At 57.9% G+C, this 23,056-nt stretch carries 19 protein-coding genes and 4 pseudogenes; 6 read left to right on the plus strand and 17 right to left on the minus strand.

Annotated features, from left to right (window positions below; all coding sequences use genetic code 11):
- Window positions 1–750, plus strand: a pseudogene (locus tag ACZ9DP_RS13050) (citrate/2-methylcitrate synthase); the annotation flags it as partial.
- Window positions 751–942: 192 nt separating this feature from the next.
- On the opposite strand, the gene ACZ9DP_RS13055 reads toward ACZ9DP_RS13050, so the two are convergent.
- Window positions 943–1,419 (minus strand): Lrp/AsnC family transcriptional regulator, encoded by a 477-nt coding sequence (locus ACZ9DP_RS13055; protein ID WP_476202300.1) that lies wholly within the window; start codon window positions 1,417–1,419, stop codon window positions 943–945.
- 125 nt (window positions 1,420–1,544) lie between these two features.
- Between ACZ9DP_RS13055 and alr the strand changes: the two genes are divergently transcribed.
- The 4 genes and pseudogenes from alr to ACZ9DP_RS13075 all read left to right on the plus strand — a co-directional run bounded on the left by alr (window position 1,545) and on the right by ACZ9DP_RS13075 (window position 5,956).
- Window positions 1,545–2,678, plus strand: a complete 1,134-nt coding sequence (gene alr / locus ACZ9DP_RS13060) for an alanine racemase (protein ID WP_476202302.1) — start codon at window positions 1,545–1,547, stop codon at window positions 2,676–2,678.
- Between the two features lie 32 nt (window positions 2,679–2,710).
- Window positions 2,711–3,959, plus strand: a pseudogene (locus ACZ9DP_RS13065) (D-amino acid dehydrogenase).
- A gap of 35 nt (window positions 3,960–3,994) precedes the next feature.
- Complete coding sequence (locus ACZ9DP_RS13070; protein ID WP_476202304.1) at window positions 3,995–4,375, plus strand: RidA family protein; 381 nt, start codon at window positions 3,995–3,997, stop codon at window positions 4,373–4,375.
- A 111-nt stretch (window positions 4,376–4,486) separates the two neighbouring features.
- Window positions 4,487–5,956 carry an NAD-dependent succinate-semialdehyde dehydrogenase gene (locus tag ACZ9DP_RS13075; RefSeq protein ID WP_476202305.1) on the plus strand — a complete coding sequence of 490 codons (1,470 nt, stop codon included), beginning with the start codon at window positions 4,487–4,489 and terminating at the stop codon, window positions 5,954–5,956.
- Between the two features lie 193 nt (window positions 5,957–6,149).
- Here the strand turns inward: ACZ9DP_RS13075 and ACZ9DP_RS13080 are convergent.
- From ACZ9DP_RS13080 to ehuB, 14 genes and pseudogenes are all read right to left on the minus strand, one after another.
- A pseudogene (locus ACZ9DP_RS13080) lies at window positions 6,150–7,396 on the minus strand (Glu/Leu/Phe/Val family dehydrogenase).
- A 132-nt stretch (window positions 7,397–7,528) separates the two neighbouring features.
- Window positions 7,529–8,026, minus strand: coding sequence for a UPF0262 family protein (locus ACZ9DP_RS13085; protein WP_476202306.1), 498 nt, complete (start codon window positions 8,024–8,026; stop codon window positions 7,529–7,531).
- A gap of 12 nt (window positions 8,027–8,038) precedes the next feature.
- Window positions 8,039–9,220 (minus strand): acetyl-CoA C-acetyltransferase, encoded by a 1,182-nt coding sequence (locus tag ACZ9DP_RS13090; RefSeq protein ID WP_476202307.1) that lies wholly within the window; start codon window positions 9,218–9,220, stop codon window positions 8,039–8,041.
- A 72-nt stretch (window positions 9,221–9,292) separates the two neighbouring features.
- On the minus strand, window positions 9,293–9,922 hold the full coding sequence (locus tag ACZ9DP_RS13095; protein ID WP_476202309.1) for a 3-oxoacid CoA-transferase subunit B: 630 nt from the start codon (window positions 9,920–9,922) through the stop codon (window positions 9,293–9,295).
- Window positions 9,923–9,937: 15 nt separating this feature from the next.
- A complete protein-coding gene (locus ACZ9DP_RS13100; RefSeq protein ID WP_476202311.1) occupies window positions 9,938–10,636 on the minus strand; it encodes a CoA transferase subunit A in 699 nt (232 codons plus the stop codon).
- A gap of 313 nt (window positions 10,637–10,949) precedes the next feature.
- Window positions 10,950–11,447, minus strand: a complete 498-nt coding sequence (locus ACZ9DP_RS13105; RefSeq protein WP_476202312.1) for an Lrp/AsnC family transcriptional regulator — start codon at window positions 11,445–11,447, stop codon at window positions 10,950–10,952.
- Window positions 11,448–11,497: 50 nt separating this feature from the next.
- Window positions 11,498–12,274 carry a 3-hydroxybutyrate dehydrogenase gene (locus tag ACZ9DP_RS13110; RefSeq protein WP_476202755.1) on the minus strand — a complete coding sequence of 259 codons (777 nt, stop codon included), beginning with the start codon at window positions 12,272–12,274 and terminating at the stop codon, window positions 11,498–11,500.
- 158 nt (window positions 12,275–12,432) lie between these two features.
- Window positions 12,433–13,191 carry a maleate cis-trans isomerase family protein gene (locus tag ACZ9DP_RS13115; RefSeq protein ID WP_476202313.1) on the minus strand — a complete coding sequence of 253 codons (759 nt, stop codon included), beginning with the start codon at window positions 13,189–13,191 and terminating at the stop codon, window positions 12,433–12,435.
- Entirely contained in the window at window positions 13,188–14,423 is a 1,236-nt protein-coding gene (locus tag ACZ9DP_RS13120) for a M20 metallopeptidase family protein (RefSeq protein ID WP_476202315.1), read from the minus strand. Before ACZ9DP_RS13120 ends, ACZ9DP_RS13115 begins: the two co-directional genes overlap by 4 nt.
- Window positions 14,423–15,604 (minus strand): M24 family metallopeptidase, encoded by a 1,182-nt coding sequence (locus ACZ9DP_RS13125; RefSeq protein WP_476202316.1) that lies wholly within the window; start codon window positions 15,602–15,604, stop codon window positions 14,423–14,425. Before ACZ9DP_RS13125 ends, ACZ9DP_RS13120 begins: the two co-directional genes overlap by 1 nt.
- Window positions 15,605–15,625: 21 nt before the next feature.
- Window positions 15,626–16,285, minus strand: a complete 660-nt coding sequence (gene ehuD / locus ACZ9DP_RS13130; RefSeq protein WP_476202318.1) for an ectoine/hydroxyectoine ABC transporter permease subunit EhuD — start codon at window positions 16,283–16,285, stop codon at window positions 15,626–15,628.
- A gap of 8 nt (window positions 16,286–16,293) precedes the next feature.
- Entirely contained in the window at window positions 16,294–16,962 is a 669-nt protein-coding gene (gene ehuC / locus ACZ9DP_RS13135; RefSeq protein ID WP_476202319.1) for an ectoine/hydroxyectoine ABC transporter permease subunit EhuC, read from the minus strand.
- 32 nt (window positions 16,963–16,994) lie between these two features.
- Complete coding sequence (gene ehuA, locus ACZ9DP_RS13140; RefSeq protein WP_476202321.1) at window positions 16,995–17,810, minus strand: ectoine/hydroxyectoine ABC transporter ATP-binding protein EhuA; 816 nt, start codon at window positions 17,808–17,810, stop codon at window positions 16,995–16,997.
- 65 nt (window positions 17,811–17,875) lie between these two features.
- Window positions 17,876–18,694, minus strand: coding sequence for an ectoine/hydroxyectoine ABC transporter substrate-binding protein EhuB (ehuB, locus tag ACZ9DP_RS13145; RefSeq protein ID WP_476202323.1), 819 nt, complete (start codon window positions 18,692–18,694; stop codon window positions 17,876–17,878).
- Between the two features lie 379 nt (window positions 18,695–19,073).
- Between ehuB and ehuR the strand changes: the two genes are divergently transcribed.
- Window positions 19,074–20,456, plus strand: coding sequence for a MocR-like ectoine utilization transcription factor EhuR (gene ehuR, locus ACZ9DP_RS13150; RefSeq protein WP_476202325.1), 1,383 nt, complete (start codon window positions 19,074–19,076; stop codon window positions 20,454–20,456).
- Between the two features lie 246 nt (window positions 20,457–20,702).
- Here the strand turns inward: ehuR and istB are convergent, their stop codons facing one another.
- Window positions 20,703–21,440 (minus strand): IS21-like element ISRel16 family helper ATPase IstB, encoded by a 738-nt coding sequence (gene istB, locus ACZ9DP_RS13155; protein ID WP_114710568.1) that lies wholly within the window; start codon window positions 21,438–21,440, stop codon window positions 20,703–20,705.
- 11 nt (window positions 21,441–21,451) lie between these two features.
- Window positions 21,452–22,981 (minus strand): annotated as a pseudogene (gene istA, locus ACZ9DP_RS13160) (IS21 family transposase).
- Between the last annotated feature and the right edge of the window lie 75 nt (window positions 22,982–23,056).

Below are 23,056 nucleotides of genomic sequence, written 5' to 3' on the forward strand. Positions count from 1 at the left end.
CTGCTACCTCCTGCTCTACGGCGAACTGCCGACAGCGGCACGGAAGGCGGACTTTGACCATCGGGTCGCACGCCACACCATGGTGCATGAGCAAATGCCGCGCTTCTTCAGCGGATTTCGCCGTGACGCGCATCCAATGGCCGTCATGTGCGGCACAGTCGGCGCTCTCTCGGCCTTCTACCATGACTCCACCGACATCACAGATCCGCACCAGCGCATGGTCGGCAGCCTGCGCATGATCGCCAAGATGCCGACGCTCGCCGCCATGGCCTACAAGTACCATATCGGCCAGCCCTTCGTGTATCCGCAGAACGACCTCGACTACGCCTCGAACTTCCTGCGCATGTGCTTTGCCGTGCCGTGCGAAGAATATGTGGCCAACCCGTCCTGTCGCGCGCCATGAACCGCATCTTCATCCTGCATGCCGACCACGAGCAGAACGCATCGACCTCGACTGTTCGTCTCGCCGGCTCTTCCGGCGCCAACCCGTTCGCCTGTATCGCGGCCGGCATCGCTTGCCTCTGGGGTCCCGCTCACGGCGGCGCCAACGAAGCAGCGCTCAACATGGTCACAAGCCGCTGGGTCTATCGCAAGCTCAGAAACTTCCGCGACGCCGGCATCTCTTGCCTGAAACGCGCTTATGGCTTGGGGCGCTGCACCTGGCGCGGGCTCGACCACTTCAAGGCTTATGTCTGGTCCTCGGTGGTCGCTTACAATCTCGCCCTCTTTGCCCGCCTCAGGCCGACCTGACGCCCTGATCTCGCAGCGTTCACAGCCCGCCCCGCAAGCCTCGGCCGATACCCCATGCCTCAATTGTCGCCAGATCGCTCTTCGGGCATAACCTGCATGGCCTTGTACCGTCACGCCTTCCAAAAATACGCGTCAGCCGGCAAACAACCTTTGAAAATTCCAGAAAAACAGACCTTTATGGACGGGAACTAGCTAGGCCGCGGGATTTCGCCTCGCCTTTTGGCGGGCCGCCAGGACATCCCGGATCGAGAAGCTCGAGTGTATCCGCAACACACCGGGAAGCGTTGACAGCACCTCTTTGTGTATTCGCTCGAAAGCCCCTGCACTGTCGACGTCAACACGCAGCATGTAGTCCGATCCGCCGGTCATCAGATAGCATTCGCGAATTTCGGGATGTTTGCGGACGGCCGCTTCGAACCTGTCGAGATAGTCTTCCGTTTGCCGCTCGAGCGTGATGTTGATGATCACGGCGATCGTTGCGTCCGAACTTGCCGTGTCGACTAGTGTCGTATAGCCGCGGATCGCCCCGGCATTTTCCATGATCTTGATACGCCTGAGGCAAGCGGATGGCGACAGGCCAACCTCGGTTGCGAGCTTGGCGTTACTCATGCGCGCATCGACGCGCAGCAGCCTCAAAATGTTCCGGTCGATGTTATCCAGGGCGGCCATGGCATAATCTTTCAAAACGCCTCATGTTATGCGACATTATACTGAATTTCGCTCATTTTGAGTGCAGATTCGCAGGCTCGTTCGCTGATTATTTCATATCTTTCGCCAAGTCTAGGGAGCGGAAGATGGATAACCTTCTATCGGCAAAACATGCAAGCACCGGCGTCGCGGGCGTAGGCGCAACGGGATATCTGACGATCGATATCGCTGCACTCAGCCGCAACTACGAAAAGCTCGCCGCGATGGTCATGCCGGGCTGCGCCGCCGCGGTTGTCAAAGCCGATGCTTATGGGCTCGGTGCAGAGCGCGTGTCGCGGGCGCTTTACGAACGGGGTTGCAGGCATTTCTTCGTTGCCCAGTTTGTTGAAGCGCAAGAGCTGCGGCTAACGCTCGCGCCCGATGCGCAACTCTTCGTGCTGAACGGTTTGCAGCCTGGAACCGAGTTGGCAAGCGCGGAGATGGGCATTATTCCCGTTCTCAATTCGCTGGAGCAGTATCGTCAGTGGTCCGCGGCTGCGCGTACGCTCAAACGCGCCCTTCCCGCAGTCGTGCAATTCGATACCGGCATGTCACGCCTCGGTTTCCCGCCAGAAGAGCGTGATGCCCTGGCCAAGGCTATGGATGAACAGGGCAATGTCGAAGTCCTGTTCATCATGAGCCATCTTGCGTCCGCAGACGAACTCGATGCGACCCAAAACGCTGAACAACTGGCGGAGATAAGGCGCATCGCCCACGAGTTCGCTCGCTTCGACATATCCTTTGCGAACTCCGGCGGCGTGTTCCTGGGCGACGCCTATCACGGCGTGATGGCCAGACCCGGGATCGCACTTTTCTGCGGCGCGCCGACGAGCGGTGCGCCGAACCCGATGGAGCCGGTCGTCGGTCTCGAGGTGGCGGTTGTGCAGACGCGCACCGTGCCGGCGGGCACAAAAGTCGGCTATAGCGGCGTTCATGTTACGAACGGCGAGGCACGACTTGCGACGATCGCTGCCGGCTACGCCGATGGTCTCCCCCGCGCCTTAAGCGGACGCGGCGCTGTCTACTACGAAGGCATCCGCCTGCCGATCGTCGGGCGCGTTTCAATGGACAGCTTGACGATCGATGTGTCTGCCCTGCCTGAGGGCACCTTAACTCTTGGAAGCCTCGTCGAGATCATCGGTCCGCATCAGACGCTCGAGGACATCGCGCGCGACGCCGGCACGATCTCCTACGAGATCCTGACCAGCCTCGGTCACCGCTATTATCGGCACTATCGCTAAGAGCCTTTGTCGGCTCCATCATTGGGGAAATCATGAAAGTTGTTGTTCTCGGTTCCGGCATCATCGGTGTCGCATCCGCCTACCAGCTGGCCAAGGCCGGTCATGAGGTTACACATCGACCGTCAGCCAGGACCTGCGCTGGAGACGAGCTTTGCCAATGCCGGCCAGGTTTCATTCGGCTATTGCTCGCCATGGGCAGCACCCGGCATCCCGATGAAGGCGTTAAAATGGCTGTTCATGGAGCACGCGCCGCTGATCTTGCGCCCGAAATTCGATGCGGCGATGCTCTTGTGGCTTCTCAAGATGCTGTCGAACTGCACGTCGGAACGTTACGCGATCAACAAGAGCCGCATGTTGCGCCTCGCGAACTACAGCCGTCAGGCGCTCGGCGAGCTGCGCAGTGAGACCGGGCTTGCCTATGATGAAGGTATGCAGGGCACTGTGCAGCTCTTCCGGATGCAGCAGCAGCTCGATGCATCGGCGAAAGACGTGAAGGCTCTTGCGTCCGATGGCATTCCCTATGAAGTGCTGGATCGGGACGGCTGCGTGCGGGTCGAACCGGCGCTGGCCCATGTCCGCGAGAAGATCGTCGGCGGTCTGCTGACGCCGAAAGACGAAACAGGCGACTGCTTCAAGTTCACGAACGCGCTCACGGAAAAGGCGAGAGAACTCGGCGTTCGCTTTCTCTTTAGCACAACTGTCAAACGCCTCGATGTCGAAGCCAATCAAATACGCGGCGTCGTGATCGGTGATGAACGGATCGCGGCCGATGCGGTGGTTGTGGCGTTCGGCAGTCATTCGCCAACATTGCTGAAGCGCTATGGCATTAAGCTGCCGGTCTATCCCGTCAAAGGATACTCGCTGACGGTTCCAATCATCGATGCCTCTCGCGCCCCGAAATCAACTGTCATGGACGAGACCTACAAGATCGCGATCACGAGACTCGGCGACCGCATCCGTGTCGGCGGCATGGCGGAAATCTCCGGCTACTCCAATGAGCTCGGCCAGGCGCGCCGGCGCACTCTGGAACACTCGGTCACCGACCTCTTCCCGGGCGGCGACATTTCCCAAGCGACCTTCTGGTCCGGCCTGCGCCCCATGACCCCGGACGGTACGCCGCTCATTGGCCCGACCAGGGTCAGCGGTCTTTATCTGAACACCGGGCACGGCACGCTAGGCTGGACGATGAGCACCGGCTCGGCCCGGGTGATCAGCGATCTCGTGAGCGGCCGCAAGCCAGAGATCGACGCCTCCGAACTGGCCGTCGCCCGCTACGTCTAACACCAACTCGAAGAATTCTTCCATGGAGACCTGATGTGATCACCGCTATTTCCACCGCCGAAGCCCCCGGGGCTGTAGGCCCCTACTCCCAAGCCATCAAGACCGGCGACCTGCTGTTCGTCTCCGGACAGCTGCCGATCGACCCGGCGACGGGCGAGTTCAATTCCGAACATGCCGTAAAGCAGGCCGAGCAATGCCTGAAGAACCTTGCCGCGATTGCCAAGGCCGCCGGAACCGAGCTCTCGAACACGGTCAAGACCACGGTATTGTTGACCGACCTCGGCGATTTTGCGGAGGTGAACCGCGTCTATGCCGAGTTTTTCTCGACGCCGTTCCCGGCCCGTGCCTGCTATGAGGTAAAGGCCCTGCCCAAGGGCGCCAAAGTGGAAATCGAAGCGGTCATCGCTGTCGGCTGAACTACTAGGCACCATTGCACGTGCTATTGCCGGAGCGGTCGAAGGATTGCTTCGGTTCTGCCGTTTGAGGACGGAAGAAACGGGCATCGGCCCAACTGAGAGGAGGACCGCGTGACCCTAACACAGGCGCTCACGAAGCATATCAAGAACCCTCGAACGTTCGGCGACCTTGCAGCAGTCGCTTGCGCCGTCGAAACCACCAGACGCTTTCCGGTCCACAATCCCTCGACCGATGAATTGCTGGCGGAGTTGCCGGACATGCAGGCCGCGGATGTGGCTCTCGCAATTGACCGGGCTGACGCCGCAAGAGAGCATTGGGCGGATCTGACTGCGCGCGAGCGCTCCGACACCCTATGGCGATGGCACCAATTGATTGTCGATCACATCGACGATCTCGCCGCTATTCTGACCTGCGAAATGGGCAAGCCGCTCGCCGAGGCGAAGTCCGAAATTTCACACGCTGCGGCATACGTCAAATGGTATGCGGAAGAGGCAAACCGTATATACGGCGAGACGATCCCGGCGCCGTCCACCGACAGACGACTGCTGGTGATCAAGCAGCCAGTCGGCGTCGTCGGCGCCATCACACCCTGGAATTTTCCGGCTTCGATGGTCGCGCGCAAGATTGCGCCGGCGCTGGCAGCCGGCTGCACGGTCGTTCTGAAGCCAGCAGAGCAAACGCCGCTCGTCGCCAGCGCCATGGTCGCGCTTGCCCGCGTAGCCGGTTTTCCGGAAGGTGTGCTCAATCTGATCTATGCGTCGGACGGCGATGCCGTTGGCAAAGAGCTTTGCTCCAATCCGAAAGTTCGCAAGATCAGCTTCACCGGATCGACAGAGGTCGGCCGGCAGCTGATGCGCCAATGCTCCGACCAGATCAAGCGGATCAGTTTTGAGCTCGGCGGCAATGCACCCTTCATTGTTTTCGACGACGCCGATATCGGCGCCGCCCTCGATGGAGCGATACAGGCCAAGTTTCGCAACGCTGGCCAGACCTGTGTGTCGGCCAATCGTTTGTACGTGCAGGCCAGCGTCTATCACCTATTCTCCGAGCGGTTTACCGAGCGCGTCGGGCGGCTTCGGGTTGGCGACGGGTTTAAACCCGACTCTGCTATCGGTCCTCTGATCGACAGCCATGCGCTTGCGAAGATTGAGGCGCATGTCGACGATGCGGTCAAAAAGGGAGCGATGGTTCGTTGCGGCGGCCGTCGGATCGGCACGAAGGGAACATTTTTCGAGCCGACCGTGATTACCAATGTCGCCGGTTCGATGCGTATTGCACAGGAAGAGACTTTCGGTCCCCTGGCGCCAATCATCCGGTTCGAAGACCCGGATCAGGTGATCCTAGAAGCCAACGACACGATCTACGGCCTCGCCGCCTATTTCTACGCCTCGAACCTCAAACGCGTTTGGCGTGTGGCCGAAGCACTGGAATATGGCATGGTCGGCATCAACACCGGCCGCATGTCGTCGGAGGCGGCACCCTTCGGAGGCATCAAGCAGTCCGGCATCGGGCGAGAGGGGTCTCGGCACGGTCTCGAGGACTATCTCGAAATGAAGTACCTTTGCATGGGTGGCCTCTAACGCAGTCTACCGCCTTCCAACGTCCGCCGCTCGGTTTGACGATGTTGAAGCCGGGTCATCGCGGAAAAAAAGAGGCTGCCGTCGAAACATGTTCCACGGCAGCCAAGTCGCTTGGGAGGCGAATCAAGTCCGGGCCACCGATCGCAGACCGAAAGCCCTCGGGCGGCGGGTAGCGGATCAAATCCCTATGGCTTCATAGGCATCGGCGATCTGTGCTGCGCATGACGTCTTCCAGTCCGGAACGAACGAGGTCGATTTCTGCGCCGCCTTCGAGGAACTCGTCGCGGATATCGGCGGGGAATTCCTTGCCGGTCATGCGTTCGAAAGTGTCTGGTTGCGCCGCTCGCGGCGGCGCCGTTCCATCAGGCCGAAGGGAATATGCGTCAGGTTCTTCACCCACTCGAAGTAGCTGACGACCACGCCGCCGGCATTGACGTAAAGATCGGGAAGAATGGTGACCCCACGGTTGCGAAGAAGCTTGTCTGCCTCGAAGGTCACCGGGCCGTTGGCAGCTTCGACGACGAGGTTTGCCTTGATGCGGTCCGCATTGCCCGCATGAATGGCGTTTTCCATCGCCGCTGGAATGAGAACGTCGCATGGCTGCTCGATGCCCGTCATATCACCGGGAAACGACGTGGCGCCTTCAAAGCCGAGAATGCTGCCGGTTTTTATCTGATGCTGCTTCAGTGCCTCGATCGCCAGACCGTCGGTATTGGCGACATAGCCGTCCCGTTCAGCAACGACGGTTACCTGGGCGCCGTCTTCTTCAGAGAGGAACTTCGCCGCATGGTAGCCGACGCTGCCGAAGCCCTGAACAATGACGGCAGCACCCTTCAGATCAGGCTTGCCGTTCAGCCCGGCGGTTCGCGGATCGCGAAGATAGCTTTGGACGGCGAACTGGACGCCCCTGCCGGTGGCTTCGGTCCGACCGGCAATGCCACCCTTCGACAACGGCTTGCCGGTGACGCAGGCGCGCGCATTGATCACATCAGTCGGATTGGCGCGGCGGAACTCGTCCATCATCCAGGCCATTTCCCGCTCGCCCGTGCCGATGTCGGGAGCCGGTACGTTGACGCCGGGGCCGATGAGACCACGTTTGTTGAGTTCCTGGGTGAAGCGGCGGGTGATGCGCTCGAGCTCCTGCGACGTCCATTCGCGCGGATCGATCCTGAGAGCGCCTTTCGAGCCGCCGAAGAGAACATCGACCAGCGAGCATTTGAGCGTCATCAGCGCTCCCAGCGCCTCGACCTCTTCAGCATCGGCATTCGATGCATAGCGGATGCCGCCCTTTACCGGTTCGCAGTGCTCGCTATGGACCGATCGCCAGCCGATGAAGCTGTACATACGGCTGCGCAGTCTGACGCCGAACCTCACCGTATAGGTCGAGTTGCATTGCATGATCCGCTCCGACAGCCCTTCGGGCAGATCAAGGAACATCATGGCATGGCGGAAGTTCTGGCCAACGCTATCGAGAAAGCCTGCGGAGCTGGTTTCTCCGGGCGTTACTTCGCGTTGTGGTATTGCATTCACTGGAGGTTCTCCTTGTTCGAGTATTTCAGGGACCGTGCTGTCTCAGCTCAACAAAATTCGTTGATCAACATTGCGAACAAGCAGCGCGTAGATCAGCGTGAACAGCCGGCGCGCGGTGTCGTTGTCGATGTTCACCTTCTTCGACAACCGGGCTCTCAGCAGTTCAGCAGCCTCGTTATGGACACCACGCCGGCCCATATCGATTGCCTCAAGCCGTTCAGGTCCAGGGTGGCGGACGGCGTCGTAGTAACTCTCGCAGATGCGGGTGTAGTCTTTGAGCAATCGGCGGAAGGGCGTGAGCGACAGGTAGTGACTGACAACATGCTCGCCCTGATCATCAGCGACATGCAATGCCAGGCGCCCGTCCACCGCTTCGATCCTGAGGCGATAAGGTCCGCCGTCGTGACCGATCGGGATGAATGTATTGGATTCCAGCAGGTCGATGACCGCGAGCGCTTGCTCCCGCTCAATTCTCGCGTCCCGGCCACCGAACGACCGGTCGAGCGATACGTCGCAGAGACGGTACTCGGCGGATGCCATGACATTGCCCCCTCAGAGCGCTTCCACGCACATGGCAACACCCATGCCGCCGCCGATGCAGAGCGTTGCCAATCCCTTCTTGGCCGAGCGGCGCTTCATCTCGAAGAGCAGCGTGTTGAGCACGCGGGCGCCAGACGCGCCGATCGGATGGCCGATGGCGATCGCGCCACCATTGACGTTGACGATCGACGGGTCCCAGCCGAGATCCTTGTTGACCGCGCAAGCTTGGGCGGCGAACGCCTCATTGGCCTCGACCAGTTCGACGTCACCGATCGCCCAGCCTGCCTTCTCCAGCGCCTTGCGCGATGACGGGATCGGGCCGGTGCCCATGACCTGCGGATCGACGCCGGCCGTTGCCCAGGACACGATCCGGGCGAGCGGCTGGATGCCGCGCTTGGAGGCCTGCGCCTCAGTCATCAAGAGGGTGGCTGCGGCGCCGTCGTTGAGACCGGAGGCGTTGCCGGCGGTGACCGTGCCTTCCTTGTCGAAGGCCGGACGCAGCTTCGTCATCTGGTCGAGCGTTGCGCCATGACGGATATATTCGTCCTGGTCGACAGCAACATCGCCCTTGCGGGTCTTGACGACGAAGGGAATGATTTCGTCGGCGAAACGCCCGGTCTTTTGTGCCGCTTCCGCCTTGTTCTGCGAGGCAACGGCGAAAGCGTCCTGCTCGCCGCGGGAAAGCTGCCACTGGCGGGCGACGTTCTCGGCGGTGATGCCCATGTGATAGCCGAAGAAGGCGTCGGTCAGACCATCCTTGATCATCGTGTCGATCATCCTGAAGTCGCCCATCTTCACGCCGCCGCGAAGATGGGAGCAATGCGGCGCCATCGACATCGACTCCATGCCGCCGGCGACGACGATATCGGCATCGCCGGTGACGATCTGCTGCATCCCGAGCGCCACGGCGCGCAGCCCCGAGCCGCAGAGTTGGTTCATGCCCCAGGCGGTTGCCTCCTGCGGCAGACCGGCCTTCATGGCGGCTTGACGCGCCGGGTTCTGCCCCTCGCCTGCCTGAAGCACCTGACCGAGGATCACCTCGTCGACCTCGCTCGCCTCGACGCCGGCACGCTCCAGCACGCCCTTGATGACGGCGGCGCCGAGCTCGTGCGCTGGCGTGTCGGCGAAAGCGCCGTTGAAGGAACCGACCGCGGTGCGGGCGGCGCTGGCGATGACGATCGATGGGGTGCTCATGGTGGTCTCCTCTATGGTCCTGCGGCGCCGGCGGAGTGCCGACTCCAGCTTCTCGGCAAAGAACTGTCGACCCTAGTTGACGATTGTCGCTTCGGTAGCGCTGCGGATCTCGCCGTCGGTGACTCCATCGGCGAGCTCGACCAGCTTCAGTCCGCCCTCGACGACGTCGAGCACACCAAGATTGGTGATGATCCGATCGACGACGCTCTTACCGGTCAGCGGCAGGGTGCAGGCCTTCAGCACCTTGGATTCGCCGGCCTTGTTGGTGTGGTCCATGACGACGACCACCCGCTTGACGCCGGCGACGAGATCCATCGCGCCGCCCATGCCCTTGACGAGCTTGCCGGGGATCATCCAGTTGGCGAGATCGCCGTTCTCGGCCACTTCCATGGCGCCGAGGATTGCCATCGCGATCTTGCCGCCGCGGATCATCGCGAAGCTCTGCGCCGAGTCGAAGAATGCCGAATGCGGCAGTGCCGTCACCGTCTGCTTGCCGGCATTGATCAGATCGGCATTGATCTGGTCCTCGGTCGGAAAGGGACCGATGCCGAGCAGGCCATTCTCCGACTGCAGCGTCACATGGACGCCGTCGGGAATATAGTTGGCGACCAATGTCGGAATGCCGATGCCGAGATTGACGTAGGTGCCGTCTTCGAGCTCGCGGGCAGCGCGCGCCGCCATCTGGTTTCTGTCCCAGGCCATGTCTTTCTCCTCCCCTTATGCCGCCGCGCGCGTCGTGCGCTGTTCGATGCGCTTCTCGTGCTGGCCCTGGATCAGGCGATGCACGTAGATCCCCGGCACGTGGATATGGTCAGGATCGAGGCTGCCGAGTGGCACGATCTCCTCGACTTCGGCGACGCAGATCTTGCCGCAGGTGGCGGCCGGCGGATTGAAGTTGCGGGCCGTCTTGCGGAAGACGAGGTTGCCCGATGTATCCGCCTTCCAGCCCTTGACGATCGACAGATCCGCGACAATGCCGGTCTCGAGAACGTAGGTCTCGCCGTTGAAGGTCTTGTGCTCCTTATCCTCGGCAACGACGGTGCCAACACCGGTCTTGGTATAGAAGCCGGCGATGCCAGCGCCGCCGGCCCGCATGCGCTCAGCCAGCGTTCCTTGCGGGTTGAACTCGAGCTCCAGTTCGCCACTGAGGTACTGGCGCATGAACTCGGCGTTCTCGCCGACATAAGACGAGATCATCTTCCTGATCTGCTTGGTCTTCAGCAGCACGCCGAGACCGAAGTCATCGACACCGCAGTTGTTCGAGGCGACCGTAAGGTCCTTGGTGCCCGCCTCACGAATGGCCTGGATCAAGAGTTCCGGTATACCACAAAGACCGAAACCACCCGCTGCAATAAACATCCCGTCAAACAGCAAGCCCTCAAGTGCCGAACCTGCGTCGACATAAATTTTGTTCATGTTCATCCTCATTGGAGCTCATTCACTGCGACCTCGAAGCAGCAATTGCCACCGGCCTGCGAAGGCGCCGAATGCCGGCTGTAGCGAGCACGCCGCTCATTCGGCCATCAGCGTGTCGATGGCTTTGCATTGGTGGTCATTAGTGCAATCTAGCCGTCTCCAACCGCGGTTTTGGAGCATTCCTCGATGGCGTGGAGGAGAAAGCTGCAATCTGTCGCCGTCGAACGCAGGATTCCACCACAAGGCAACTGCCAACGCCCTATCGTCAAAAGCCAATCATTAGCCGAAAGGACGTCGAAAAGGACGGGATCTACTACGATCCGGATCCCCCGAAGACAGGATCGCCAAGATCAATCGGAAACTCGTAGCCTGCTTTCACGCGGTCCATCACGACCATGGTCTTGAATCCTTTGATATCTGGATTTTCGTAGAAGAAGCGTCGCGTAAACTGCTCGTAGTCTTCCATGCTTTTAGAAGTGACGATTAGCATGAAGTCCGCCTCTCCCGTCACGTAGAAGCCCAACATGACTTCGCGCGTAGAGCGGATCGCATTTTTGAAGCGATCGACAATGTCGGCCCGCTCACGCTCGAGAGAAACCAGTACGATCATTGTGACAGGGCGGCCCAACGCCTTAGGGGATATGACGGAGATATCAGCTTCAATGACGCCTTCGCACCGGAGTCGTTTCAATCGCCGCTGACAGGCCGACGGCGATAGATTGACTTGAGCAGCAATTTCTTCCGACGTTAGACGATTGTTTTTTTGAACAATCTGAAGAATTCTTCCATCCATACGATCAAGTTCGAGCATGTCAGCATTCCCTACCACGACGTTTTGATGGACCATTCCGGACGCTTACTTCATGCCGCAGTCCAGCCGCCATCGATCGAGATGTGAGTTCCGGTGATTTGCCGTGCATCGTCGCTTGCAAGAAAGAGAGCGGTGGCTGCGATTTCTCCAACCGACACGAACTCCTTTGTCGGCTGAGATTTTAGCATCACGTCGCTGATCACTTGGGCCTCGGTAATGCCGCGCGCACGGGCCGTGTCCGGAATCTGTTTTTCCACAAGAGGCGTCAAAACATAACCGGGGCAAATCGCGTTGACTGTGATGCCGAATTCCGCGAGTTCAAGCGCTGCCGCTTTAGTAAGTCCCAAAATGCCGTGCTTCGCCGCCACGTATGCAGCCTTGAAGGGCGAAGCGACGAGTCCATGAGCGGAGGCGATGTTTATCACGCGGCCTTTTCCGCTTTTCTTCATCACCGGAATGGCTGCCCGTATCGTATGAAAGGCACTTGAAAGGTTGATCGCGATGATCTGATCCCACTTCTCGATTGGAAAGTCCTCGATCTTTTCGACGTGCTGAATGCCGGCATTGTTTACCAGCACATCAACGCTCCCGAAGGTGTTCACCGCGGTCTCGATCAGGTCCGCAACCTCGGCAGGTTTTGTCATATCTGCGTCGTGGTAGAGCGCTCGCGCTTTCGACGTCGCCTCGAGAAGGTCCTTGATCCCGTCGATCTCCCCAGGCTTTCCGAAGCCATTGACGACAACATTATCACCCGCTTGAGCAAATGCGGTCGCGATGGCCAATCCAATGCCACTGGTAGACCCAGTAACGACGACGCATCTGTTCATGATCACTCTCCCGACGCATATAAAGTTTCCGAAGTCGACAAGCCGGTCGGCAAATCGGCAATTAATCTTGCAGGGGCATATGAAACTGGTTTGTTCAGAAACCGAGCTCCGGTTCACACCTGTGCTCACCTGTAACGATTTGCCCTGTGAATCTTCAATCAAATGGTGAGTAGCTTCCCAAGGCCGGACAATGGTTGATTGTAACCCGCAAGTCGAAGAGCATCCCACAGCATAGCCTGATGAGCTGTAATCACCGGCTTTCCGATGCGAGCCTCAAGCGGATCGATGATCGTGGATGTCCGCAGACCGGTGCAAGGAATGAACAAGGCTTGTACGTCCGCCGAATGGATGGCCTCTCCTGCCGCTATGATGCTTTCGGGAGTCACGTTTATTATTTCATAGTCGTTTTCGATGTGAAACGACGCACAAGCGACAACGGAAATCCCAGCTTGGCTCAAGCAGTCGACCATTGCTTCGGTGACTTCGTCCGGATAGGGAGTCAGCATCGATATATGAGTGATTCCAAGCTGACTGAAAGCCTTGTAGGCGCCGGTCATCGGAGACGTCAGTTTGGCGCCGGGCGCAGTTCGATGAAGTTCTGCCTCCAGTGTATTATGGGAAATCAAGGCAGATCCGGATGTGCATCCGTAGGCAAAAACGTCCACCGACTCTCGTGGGACGAATAGCTCCGCTGCCCCAGCGATTTCATGTGCATGTCCGCGCAAATTCTCAATAGTGATCGGATTTTGCGTCTCGATCCGAGTTGCTGAGATGCTAACTCCATCTGTTGGCAGCATTTTCCGCAGCTCATATTCGGTCACAACATCGGTCGAAAGCGCAATCAACCCGATGACTACCTGTTCCGACATTCCGCCATCGAGTTGAGCTTCCATGTGCTTGATCGTTGAAGAGTTCATGACAACTTACCCTCATTTGCTGAACACTGAAGAGTCCTGACAATTGCCCAGGCGGCGCGGGCGGCCCGGAGGACATCGTCATCCGAGACTCCAAACTCTGCTGTATGGACGTGGGTCCTGTTGCCGAGCGCATCATTGCGGCACCCGACCCAGAAGTAGACGGATGGGAGTTTCTCCGCGTAAAACCCGAAGTCATCAGCTCCCGCTAATGGTCTCGTCGGAACGAGCGAGTTGATCCCGTAGCTCTGGGCGATAGCTGCACGGGCTATCTCGCTAATGGCATAATCGTTCACCACGGCAGGTTCCCCAGGAACCAACTTGAACTCGGCCTCTCCGTGATGCATTGCGGCGATTTGCTGGGAAAGTATCTCAAGGCGCGCCCGGAGCCTTTGGCGCGCCTCTGGCGATCGGGTACGCAATGTACCGTCGAGAACGACGCGGTCGCAGACAATATTCGTTGCATCGCCGCCATGGAACCGCCCTATGGAAATCACCGGTGCTTCGTCGGCATGGCTCTCACGAGATATCAGCTTCTGCACTTCAGTGACAAAAGTGGAGGCAATCGCAATTGCATCGACACCCAATTCCGGCCACGCAGCATGGCATTTCTTGCCCGTAAAGATGATCTTGAATTCGTCGGAAGACTTCGTCACCGGACCGGTCAGGACCGAGAATGTCCCGGACGCAATCTCCGGATTCACATGCATGCCAACGGCGCAATCGAAACCATCGAGGAGTCCTTGATTAGCGACCGAGCGGCCTCCGAGCGGCTCAGCCTCCTCAGCAGGCTGAAATACGACTCGAACCTTTCCTGCGAAGTGCTGGCGTTGAGCAAGGGCCGTAAGGACGACGCCGAATGCTGCCGATGCATGTGCGTCGTGGCCGCAGGCATGCATTTTTCCAGCAATTCGAGAGCGATATGGGAGATCCGGACGCGCCTCTTCGATGGGCAATGCATCGATGTCACCGCGCACGACTACGCTCACCGGTGTGCCATTGCCTTCACCAACGATGTCGACAAACAAGCCCGTGTTATGAAAGACTGTGGGGTTTTGCAATCCGGCCCCCGCCAAGAATTCTGCGATCTTGGCCTGAGTTTGATGCTCTTCATTCGAGAGTTCCGGATTGGCATGCATATAGTGGCGCAGAGCGAGGATAGTCTCCTCGCTCCCAGCCGGCAGATCAAAGCCATCGCTGCCAATTTCGAGATCGGTTTGGTCGGACGTGTTCATCAGTCGATCACGATCAATCGCCGTGGAGAATTTGCCAGGCATTCGGGCTGCTTATCGGTGATCAGAATGCTTTCGGTAATCTCGATTCCCCAGTCGCCGAACCAAAGACCTGACATGAAGTGGAACGTCATGCCTGGTTGCAATTCCGTCCGATCGCCCCTGCGGAAACTTGCCGAGTGCTCACCCCAATCCGGTGGATAAGCAAGCCCGATGGAGTAACCGCACCGGCTTGGTTTTTTCAGTCCGTAACGCTCGATGACGCCGTAGTAAGCTTGCGCGACATCCTCGCAGTGGTTTCCGGAAACGGCTTTTTCGAGACCAGCCGCCATTCCTTCGAGCACCGCCTTTTCTGCATCAAGGAATTTCTGGTCTGGTTTACCGAGGTAGAAGGTCCTCGATAGCGGACTGTGGTAACGTTTGTGAACGCCGGCGAGTTCAAAGAAAATGCTTTCTCCGGAACGAAGCTCGCGATCAGACCAGGTTAGGTGCGGTGCAGAAGCATCAATACCCGCACCGATCATAGGAACTGCCGCGGGGTAATCACCCCAAAAGCCATCAACGCCTCCTATTGCGGTATGGTAGATTTCAGCAACCACGTCCGACTGCTTGACGCCGGGACGAAGCACTTCGGCTACTCTCTGATGCATGGCTGCCGAAATTTTGCCCGCCGCACGCATGTATTCAATCTCGCGCGGCGTCTTGACGATCCGCTGCCATTTCACGAGGCGGGTCGTGTCTTTGAAAGTTGCGTTGGGCAAAGTTGAAGACAGGGCTTCGAAAGCCGCATGAGTGAAGTAGTAGTTATCCTTTTCGATCCCAATGACACCGGTCGACCAGCCGAGGTCGGCAATCAACGCGCCAAGCGCTGTCATCGGGTGATACTGTGAAGACTGTACATAGTGATCCGAATACGACTTGATACGGCTCTCATCCATGTAGACGGTTCTACGGGCGCCGTTAGCGTCCATTTCACGCCCGAACCATATCGGCGCTTCATCCTGACGAACGAGCACGCACTGGTGCACATAGAAAGACCAACCATCATAACCGGTGAGCCACGCCATGTTCGCGGGATCTGTGACAATCAGAAGATCGACGCCTTCGCGTTCCATTGATTTGCGAGTTGCTTCCAGCCGAGCTTTATACTCGGAGACATCGAAGCGTAATGTCAGTGCAGTCATATTGTCCTCTAATTCTGCTGCTCACGCAGCACGAAGGTTCAGATGGTTTTCTAGGAGTTTGATAATCGCCGCGGAGCAAAGGCTAACGACTAAGAAGCCGGTGGCGACCAGAGTGATGGGTTCAAGATAGCGATAGCTGAAGTTGGCTTGGGCCAGCGCTTCGCCCATGAGGTCGAGAACTGTAATCGCCGATAAAATCGGAGTTTCCTTGAACATTGCGATGACGTAGTTTCCCAAGGGTGGGATCATCGGCGGAATGGCCTGGGGCAGTACGATTTGGGTCCATGTCTGCCTCGTCGTCAGGTTGCAGGCCTTCGAAGCCTCCCATTGTCCCGCCGGCACGTTTATGATCCCTGCGCGGTACACTTCAGAGATGTACGTGCTGTAGTGCAGGCCTAGACCGATCACGCCAGCGACCAGAGGAGACAAGACAAGCCCGACGTCAGGAAGGACGTAAAAAAGGAAGTAAAGTTGCACCAACAACGGTGTTCTTCTGATTGCCTCGGTTAAAATGATCGCGAGACGGCGAACGGCGGTCACCGATGACATCTTCGCGATAGCGAAGAACAGCCCAATCACCAAGGCGACAACAGATGAGATCAACGTGATCTGAACTGTTACAGTTAGGCCCTGAAGCAGGGCTGGCGTGATTTCGGCGGCGAATTCCCAACTCCAATCCATGACTGACCTCACACTTTCACATCAACGATGCCGCGGCCGAAGCGCTTCTCGAGCAAGTGAACGAAGCTCGTCAACACGGACGCAATCAGAAGGTACGTGACCATTATGAGCAGGAAGGGCATCGCCGTGTCCCCTGTCTGAGCTCGAACCGTCTGCGCCTGAAAGGTCAGCTCCGATACTGTTATCAGTGAAGCCACAGCGGTTCCTTTCATGATCTCGATCGCGAGATTTCCAAAACTCGGCAGCATCAAAACAACCGCTTGCGGAAGGACAACCCACCAAAGTGCCTGCCATCGCGTAAGATTCAACGCAATCGTCGCCTCTCGTTGGTCGCGGCCAACGGCATTGATCGCCGCGCGCACGACTTCAGCGCCATATGCTCCTCCATTCAGACCGAGTGCCAGTACACCGGACTGAATCGGCGTCAGGGAAATGCCGACAAATGGGAGAACAAAAAAGGCCGCAAACAGTTGAACGAACACTGAGGTGCCACGGAAAATCTCTACATATGTACGAACAAAGAAGCGGACGAAAATGCTTCGAGTGGTAAGGCCGATACCTGCTAGCATCGCCAGGATCAGCGCTATAATGCAGCTGAAGACCGTTAACTGCAGAGTGGCCCAGGCTCCGCTCAAAATGAACCAGCCAAAGCCCATCGCGGATTCGAAATTTTGCATTTGTTCACCTTTCTCCGCTTGACAATGACCGCCTAAACGCGGTGTCCTGCGGCGATTACTTTGCGAAGAAAACTCTTCGTTCGCTCGTGGTGAGGCGACTGAAAAATTTCTGTGGGCGGACCCTCTTCAACGATCTTGCCGCGCTCGAAGAACAAAACTCGGTCAGCAAAGTCCTTGGCGAAGCCCATCTCGTGCGTCACCAGAAGCATCGTCATGTCTGTCTCATCGCGAAGATTGGAAATGACAGTCAGAACTTCCTCGACCAACTCCGGGTCGAGCGCAGACGTAATCTCGTCAAGCAATAAAATCTTCGGCTGCAATGCAAGGGCGCGCGCGATCGCAACCCGTTGCTTCTGGCCGCCCGAAAGTCTCGACGGATACTCCGCCGCCTTGTCGGCGAGTCCTACTTTCTCCAGCAACTGCAGCGCTCGCTCTTTGGCTACCGCCTTCGACAGGCGCCCGGTTAATACCGGCGCGAGCGCAACATTTTGCAGCGCAGTCTTGTGCGGAAAGAGGTTAAAGTGCTGGAACACCATTCCGAAATCGGCTCGCATCTTACGGAGATGCGCCTCCGATGAAGGCACTTCGCGACCGTTCTTGTGTTCACGATTCAGACTTACGCCATTGACGATAACGTCGCCGCCCGAAACAGACTCCAACGTCATCAGCATTCTGAGGATCGTCGTTTTTCCGGATCCGGATGGGCCAATCAGAGCCAAATGCTCGCCGGGCTTCACCGAAAAGGAGAGTTGGTCTAGGACCGTGATAGGTCCGTAGCGTTTCTCGACGTTTCGAAATTCAATAATTGGCGCGCATTCCGGCCCGGTCGGTGCAACGTGCAATCCCATCACCGTGGTCTCCTATTCTTGTATATCGAAGCCCAGCAGCATTTACTGCCGGGCCTTGATTGCTATTAGGGTTTGCACATTTCTGCCGCTGACTTGGCACTAGCCAGAAGCTTATAATTCGATTGAAGACCATACTTCGTCATGATCTGCTCGAACTCGCCGCTTTCCTTGAGCTTCTTGAGGCCTGAATTGTAGGCTTCGCGAAGGGCTGTATCATCCTTATTGAAAGCTGCGGCTGCACAGTCGACGGGCGTATCCGCAATGGGCATGACCACTTGCAAAGACTTGTCACCAGATCTTTGCTGCATATCCAGGACCCCAGCGTCGTTGAGAGCGACGGCGTCTACGCGCTTGTCTTGCAGCATCTTTACCGCGCTGGCATTGTCGGGGTACGCTACCAAGTTCTCCTTCTTAACGCCTGCTGCAAGCGCATCTTTCGCTTGCAAAGTGCCAGCACCCGCTGCCAACTTTAGCCCTAACGCCGCAAATTCCTTGTAGCTTTTGAATTTGCCATTCATATCCGAGCGGATCAAGAACGCTTGTGATGTGCAGATTGCCGGCTCTGCGAAATCAACGACGGCGCAACGCTCAGGCCGAATGTTGAGAGAGCCCGCGGACAGAATCCTTACGCGCTTGGCCTGGACGGCCGGGATCATAGCGCCGTACTGAATCAGTTCACCTTTGAAGTTTTTCAATCCGGAAAGCTCAAGGGCTGCGCGATCGATGTCGGGTCCAGCGCCGCTAAGAGTTCCATCGGGCTTAAGCTCGGTATAGGGCGGCTCGCCGCCGATGGCGATAGAAATCTCCTGGTTCACGTCCAAGTCTTCCGCGATCGCTGCGTTTCCAGCGGTCAAGGCGAAAATTGCGGCAAGCGCAACGCGCAAGCGGCGAGAGCCGACAAGCGATGTCTGACTGATGCTATTTGGTGCCATTGCTGTTCCCTTTCCTTTGTTCTGTGGATCACCGCATCCTCGTAAGACGTCGATTGATCCTACTTCGTGTTCAGACGTCGGGCTCCGTCGTTGATGCTGCGCTCGGTTGGATAAGCGCAGTGGCGGAGGCGCGAGCCTGTCCTAGGCAGTGGCGACTTATCGACTGCCCAAACGAACATGACAATTCAGTGAAGGCCTGTCAATTGACCAAATTGTACAAGAACAATATAAATTCATTTCCCTCGGCCTTGCAGATGCGTTATCCATAACGTTATGTTTCCACCCATTGGAGTGGCGGATTATGAGAAATTGCGGCGGAGCTTGATAAACCATGACAATGTGGACGCCTTCCAAAGATCGCCTTACACAGCCTTACTTCCAGTCGATTGCTGACCAGATTGCGGGAGCGATCTCCTCGGGCGCGCTCAAATCTGGCATGCAGTTGCCTCCACAGAGGCAACTTGCTGATAAGCTTGGCGTCTCGCTTCCCACTGTGTCGAGGGCTTATGAAGAACTTACTCGTCGGGGCCTTGCTGTGGGAGAAACGGGTCGCGGGACGTTCATCAAAAACCAAAATGCAAACGCTGATGCTGTCACACCCTACGTTCCAGAGCGCACTACCGGACTTGTTGACTTATCAATTTTGAAACCGGTCTCCGACAACTTGCACCTCGAGCGTATGAAGTCTGCACTCAGCAAGTTGGCTGTAGACCTACCAGCAAGCGCTGTGCTCGGTTCTCGTCCAAGCGCCATGTTTGCCCGGCACCGCTCCATTGCAACGGAATGGCTGGAGCTCTGTGGAGTGCAGACTGACGAAAGAACGGTTCATCTAACGAATGGAGGTACGCCAGCGCTGACAGTTGCGTTCATGACAGCGTGCCAACCCGGATCAACCATCGCGACCGAAGCAACAGGATTGCATGTCATGATGCCGCTGGCATCCTATCTCGGCGTAAAGGTGCAGGGAGTGGCGATAGACAGCAATGGAATCATACCTGAAGCGCTTGAAAATGCCTGCCAACAGAATTCGATTCGAGCGCTTTTCATGATGCCAAATGCTCTTGGGCCGACGACTTTTGTAATGAGCGAGCAGCGGCGTCTTGACATCGTGAACATCGCCCGCAAGTACGACCTGCATATCATCGAAGATGACGCTCTGGGGCCACTTGTCGAGCATAAACCGCCAACTTTCCATGCCCTAGCACCTGAGCGGACTATATACATTACCAGCTTCACGAAACCTATAATGCCCGGACTACGGACTGGTTATCTTGTCGCGCCGGAGCGTCTTTTGCCGGCCGTTGAGAATCGCCAACTCGTGACCAATTGGACTGCGACACCCTTGATCGCCGAAATCGCGGCGCGATGGGTTGAGGATGGCACGAGTTTAGAGCTTATTCGTTGGCAGCGCGCTGCACTTGTCGAACGTCACCAACTCGTTGCTAATATCTTCAAAGGCATCTCTTATTGTTCAAATCCATACAGTTTGCATATTTGGCTCCCGCTAGGTGAGAGATTTCCTGAAGACGAATTTGTTTCGCATGCTCGAAGGCAAGGGGTGGCAGTGGCGCGAGGCGCCGCATTTGCGATATCAGAAAGCAGCGCAGCGGTAAGAGTCTCAGTGGGATCGACAAGCCAAGAAGAACTCCAGCGAGGTTTGAGCGTTCTCCATAACTTGTTGCACAGTGAGCCGGAGCCAATCCTTTCATTTTAAGGGAATCCCGGCATATGCCGCAGTCGCGCGCGGAAGTACCAGAAATTCGACGGATCTCTTCACAGCTGCTCCGACGACGCTGTGGCTCGCGTCAGTATAAGGGTAAGCGCTCGTTTCCATGCCGATTCCGATGAAGCCGCCCCTTTGTTCCGAGATGATTGCGCCCCCGGATTCCGGGATGATCTCGCCCCCTTGAGGCTGGGGTCCTGCTGGCTGTGATTGTTGTCAGTTCATTCGTGTAACGAGTCAAGATTTCCGGCGCTGATTTCGCCGCAAGCTTTCGCCGGATAGGTCGATGCGATGGGCGTTATGAACGAGGCGATCGAGGATGGCATCGGCGTAGGTTGGGTTGCCGATGATCTCGTGCCAGGCTGATACCGGAAGCTGGCTGGTAATGATTGTCGAGCGACGTCCGTAGCGATCTTCGAGGATCTCCAGGAGGTCGTGGCGTGCCTGCTCATTGAGGGGTTCCAGGCCCCAATCATCGAGGATCAAGAGCTGGACGTGGCCGAGGGTTCGCTGCAGCCTTGCATAGCGGCCATCGCCGTGAGCGAGAGCAAGATTGGCAAACAGCCGTGGCACGCGCTGATAGAGAACCGAGCGATCATCGCGGCAGGCCTTGTGCCCAAGTGCACAGGCCAACCAGCTTTTGCCGACGCCGGACGGCCCGCAAATCGCGAGGTTGTCGTGGGCATCGATCCAGTCGCCGCCGATCAGCTTCATGAACAGCGCTCGATCGAGACCGCGGTCACTGCGGTAATCGACATCCTCAGGCACAGCATGATGGCGAAGCTTGGCAAACCGCAGGCGTGCGGCAAGCTTGCGATCGTGGCGCGAGCTCCATTCTCGTTCGAGCAGAAGCCCGAGCCATTCGGCATGGGAGAGTTGTTCGCTCTCGCCGTTGCTGATCAGTTCGTTGAACGCTTTGGCCATGCCGGTCAGGCCCATGGCGTTCAATTTATCAAGGGTGGGATGTGCAAGCATATGTCGTCTCCTTAGTGGTAATAGCGGGGACCGCGGATGTTGGAGTGGTTGATCGGTTCAGATGATGCTGTGCCTGATGACGCCGACGGTCGGTCGAGATTGTTGTCGAGAATGGAGCGCACCGATCCATAGGTTCGAGCGCCGATTTCCAATGCCCGGCCGCAGGCCGCATTGGCCCTCTCGCGCTCAAACGCTTTGACGAGGCGGATAATGCCCAGACAGGCTCTGTAGCCTTGTTCGGGATGCGGTCGATCGGCGAGGATGCGCTCGCAGAGCAATGCAACGTCTGAGCCGATTGCGGAGGCTTCGCGGGCTGATACGTTCGATCGTCCAGTCGGCAAAGCGACGATGGGAGGATGGCATATGCTCGGGCGTTGTCGTGTGCTTGCCATTGCCACTCGAACGCCTGTGGGCGGCAATCCGCTCACCTTTGTGGAAGATCTCAATGGTATTGGCGGTGATGCGGGCCTCGACCTGCTCACGCGCAAAGCGGTAGGGCACCGAGTAATAGTGCTTGTCGATATCGACATGATAATCGAGACCAGCCCGGCGTATCTTCCATTCGGCAAAGACGTATCGTTCCACAGGCAGCGGACGCAGGGCAGGATAATCCAGTTCTTCGAACAATTGCCGTCGCGTGCGCCCGACGCGACGCAGGACACGCCTGTCGTTGAGATCAGCGAGCAATTCGGCAATCGCCGCATTCACATCGGCAAGGCTGTAAAAGACGCGGTGGCGTAGCCGGCCCAGCAGCCAGCGCTCGACAATACGAACAGCCGCCTCCACCTTCGCCTTGTCCCGTGGCCGGCGCGGTCGCGTCGGAAGAACAGCGCTTCCGTAGTGAGCCGCCATCCCGGCATAGGTGCGATTGACTTGCGGATCAAAATGGCAGGCCTTGATGACGGCCACCTTGGCGTTGTCGGGAACCAGCAGCGCTGGTGCCCCGCCGAGGGCCTCCAGCGCAAGCAGGTGGCACTCAATCCAGTCGGGAAGCGTCTCGCTCCAGCGGGCATGTGCAAATGACAGGCTTGACGCCCCGAGCACGGCGACAAACAAATGAGCTTGCCGCGTCTTTCCCGTCAATCTGTCAATGACCACCGTCACCGTGTCGCCAGCATAGTCGACGAACAGCTTTTCGCCAGCCGCATGGTTCTGGCGCATAGTCACCGGCAGCTTCAGCGTCCAGCCGCGATACAAATCACAGTAACGACTGTAGCGAATCCCTCGGGATGAAGGTCGATATACTCGTCCCAGAGGATCTGCAGCGTCACATGCTTGCGCTTCAGCTCGCGGTGAACAAGAGCCCAATCCGGCTCAGCGCTGCGACGGTGTCCGGTCTTCGTGCCTGCAGCCTTGTAGAGAGCCGTTTCCAACATCGCATCGCTGACATCGTCGCCCAACGGCCAGGAAAGTCCGGTACGCTGCAAACGGCGCAATGTCTCGCGCACGGTCGAGGGGGCCGCACCAACGCGCACCGCAATCGACTTGTGGCCAAGGCCTTCCTCAAATCGATGTCTCAGTATCTCGCGGACACGCCGCATCTTTAGTCTCTCCGCTGGCATCCCGTTCCTTCCTCTCAGGCAACTGAAAGGACGAACGTCTCACCAGCAGAACAC

The organism is Rhizobium sp. USDA 4016, assembly GCF_056279705.1.

Excerpts from the sequence above, each read along its gene's own strand:
- ACZ9DP_RS13055 (WP_476202300.1), bottom strand. The coding sequence starts at position 1,419 with ATGGCCGCCCTGGATAACATCGACCGGAACATTTTGAGGCTGCTGCGC.
- alr (WP_476202302.1), top strand. The coding sequence starts at position 1,545 with ATGGATAACCTTCTATCGGCAAAACATGCAAGCACCGGCGTCGCGGGC.
- ACZ9DP_RS13085 (WP_476202306.1), bottom strand. The coding sequence starts at position 8,026 with ATGGCATCCGCCGAGTACCGTCTCTGCGACGTATCGCTCGACCGGTCG.
- ACZ9DP_RS13090 (WP_476202307.1), bottom strand. The coding sequence starts at position 9,220 with ATGAGCACCCCATCGATCGTCATCGCCAGCGCCGCCCGCACCGCGGTC.
- ACZ9DP_RS13095 (WP_476202309.1), bottom strand. The coding sequence starts at position 9,922 with ATGGCCTGGGACAGAAACCAGATGGCGGCGCGCGCTGCCCGCGAGCTC.
- ACZ9DP_RS13100 (WP_476202311.1), bottom strand. The coding sequence starts at position 10,636 with ATGAACAAAATTTATGTCGACGCAGGTTCGGCACTTGAGGGCTTGCTG.
- ACZ9DP_RS13105 (WP_476202312.1), bottom strand. The coding sequence starts at position 11,447 with ATGCTCGAACTTGATCGTATGGATGGAAGAATTCTTCAGATTGTTCAA.
- ACZ9DP_RS13110 (WP_476202755.1), bottom strand. The coding sequence starts at position 12,274 with ATGAACAGATGCGTCGTCGTTACTGGGTCTACCAGTGGCATTGGATTG.
- ACZ9DP_RS13115 (WP_476202313.1), bottom strand. The coding sequence starts at position 13,191 with ATGAACTCTTCAACGATCAAGCACATGGAAGCTCAACTCGATGGCGGA.
- ACZ9DP_RS13120 (WP_476202315.1), bottom strand. The coding sequence starts at position 14,423 with ATGAACACGTCCGACCAAACCGATCTCGAAATTGGCAGCGATGGCTTT.
- ACZ9DP_RS13125 (WP_476202316.1), bottom strand. The coding sequence starts at position 15,604 with ATGACTGCACTGACATTACGCTTCGATGTCTCCGAGTATAAAGCTCGG.
- ehuD (WP_476202318.1), bottom strand. The coding sequence starts at position 16,285 with ATGGATTGGAGTTGGGAATTCGCCGCCGAAATCACGCCAGCCCTGCTT.
- ehuC (WP_476202319.1), bottom strand. The coding sequence starts at position 16,962 with ATGCAAAATTTCGAATCCGCGATGGGCTTTGGCTGGTTCATTTTGAGC.
- ehuA (WP_476202321.1), bottom strand. The coding sequence starts at position 17,810 with ATGGGATTGCACGTTGCACCGACCGGGCCGGAATGCGCGCCAATTATT.
- ehuR (WP_476202325.1), top strand. The coding sequence starts at position 19,074 with ATGACAATGTGGACGCCTTCCAAAGATCGCCTTACACAGCCTTACTTC.
- istB (WP_114710568.1), bottom strand. The coding sequence starts at position 21,440 with ATGCTTGCACATCCCACCCTTGATAAATTGAACGCCATGGGCCTGACC.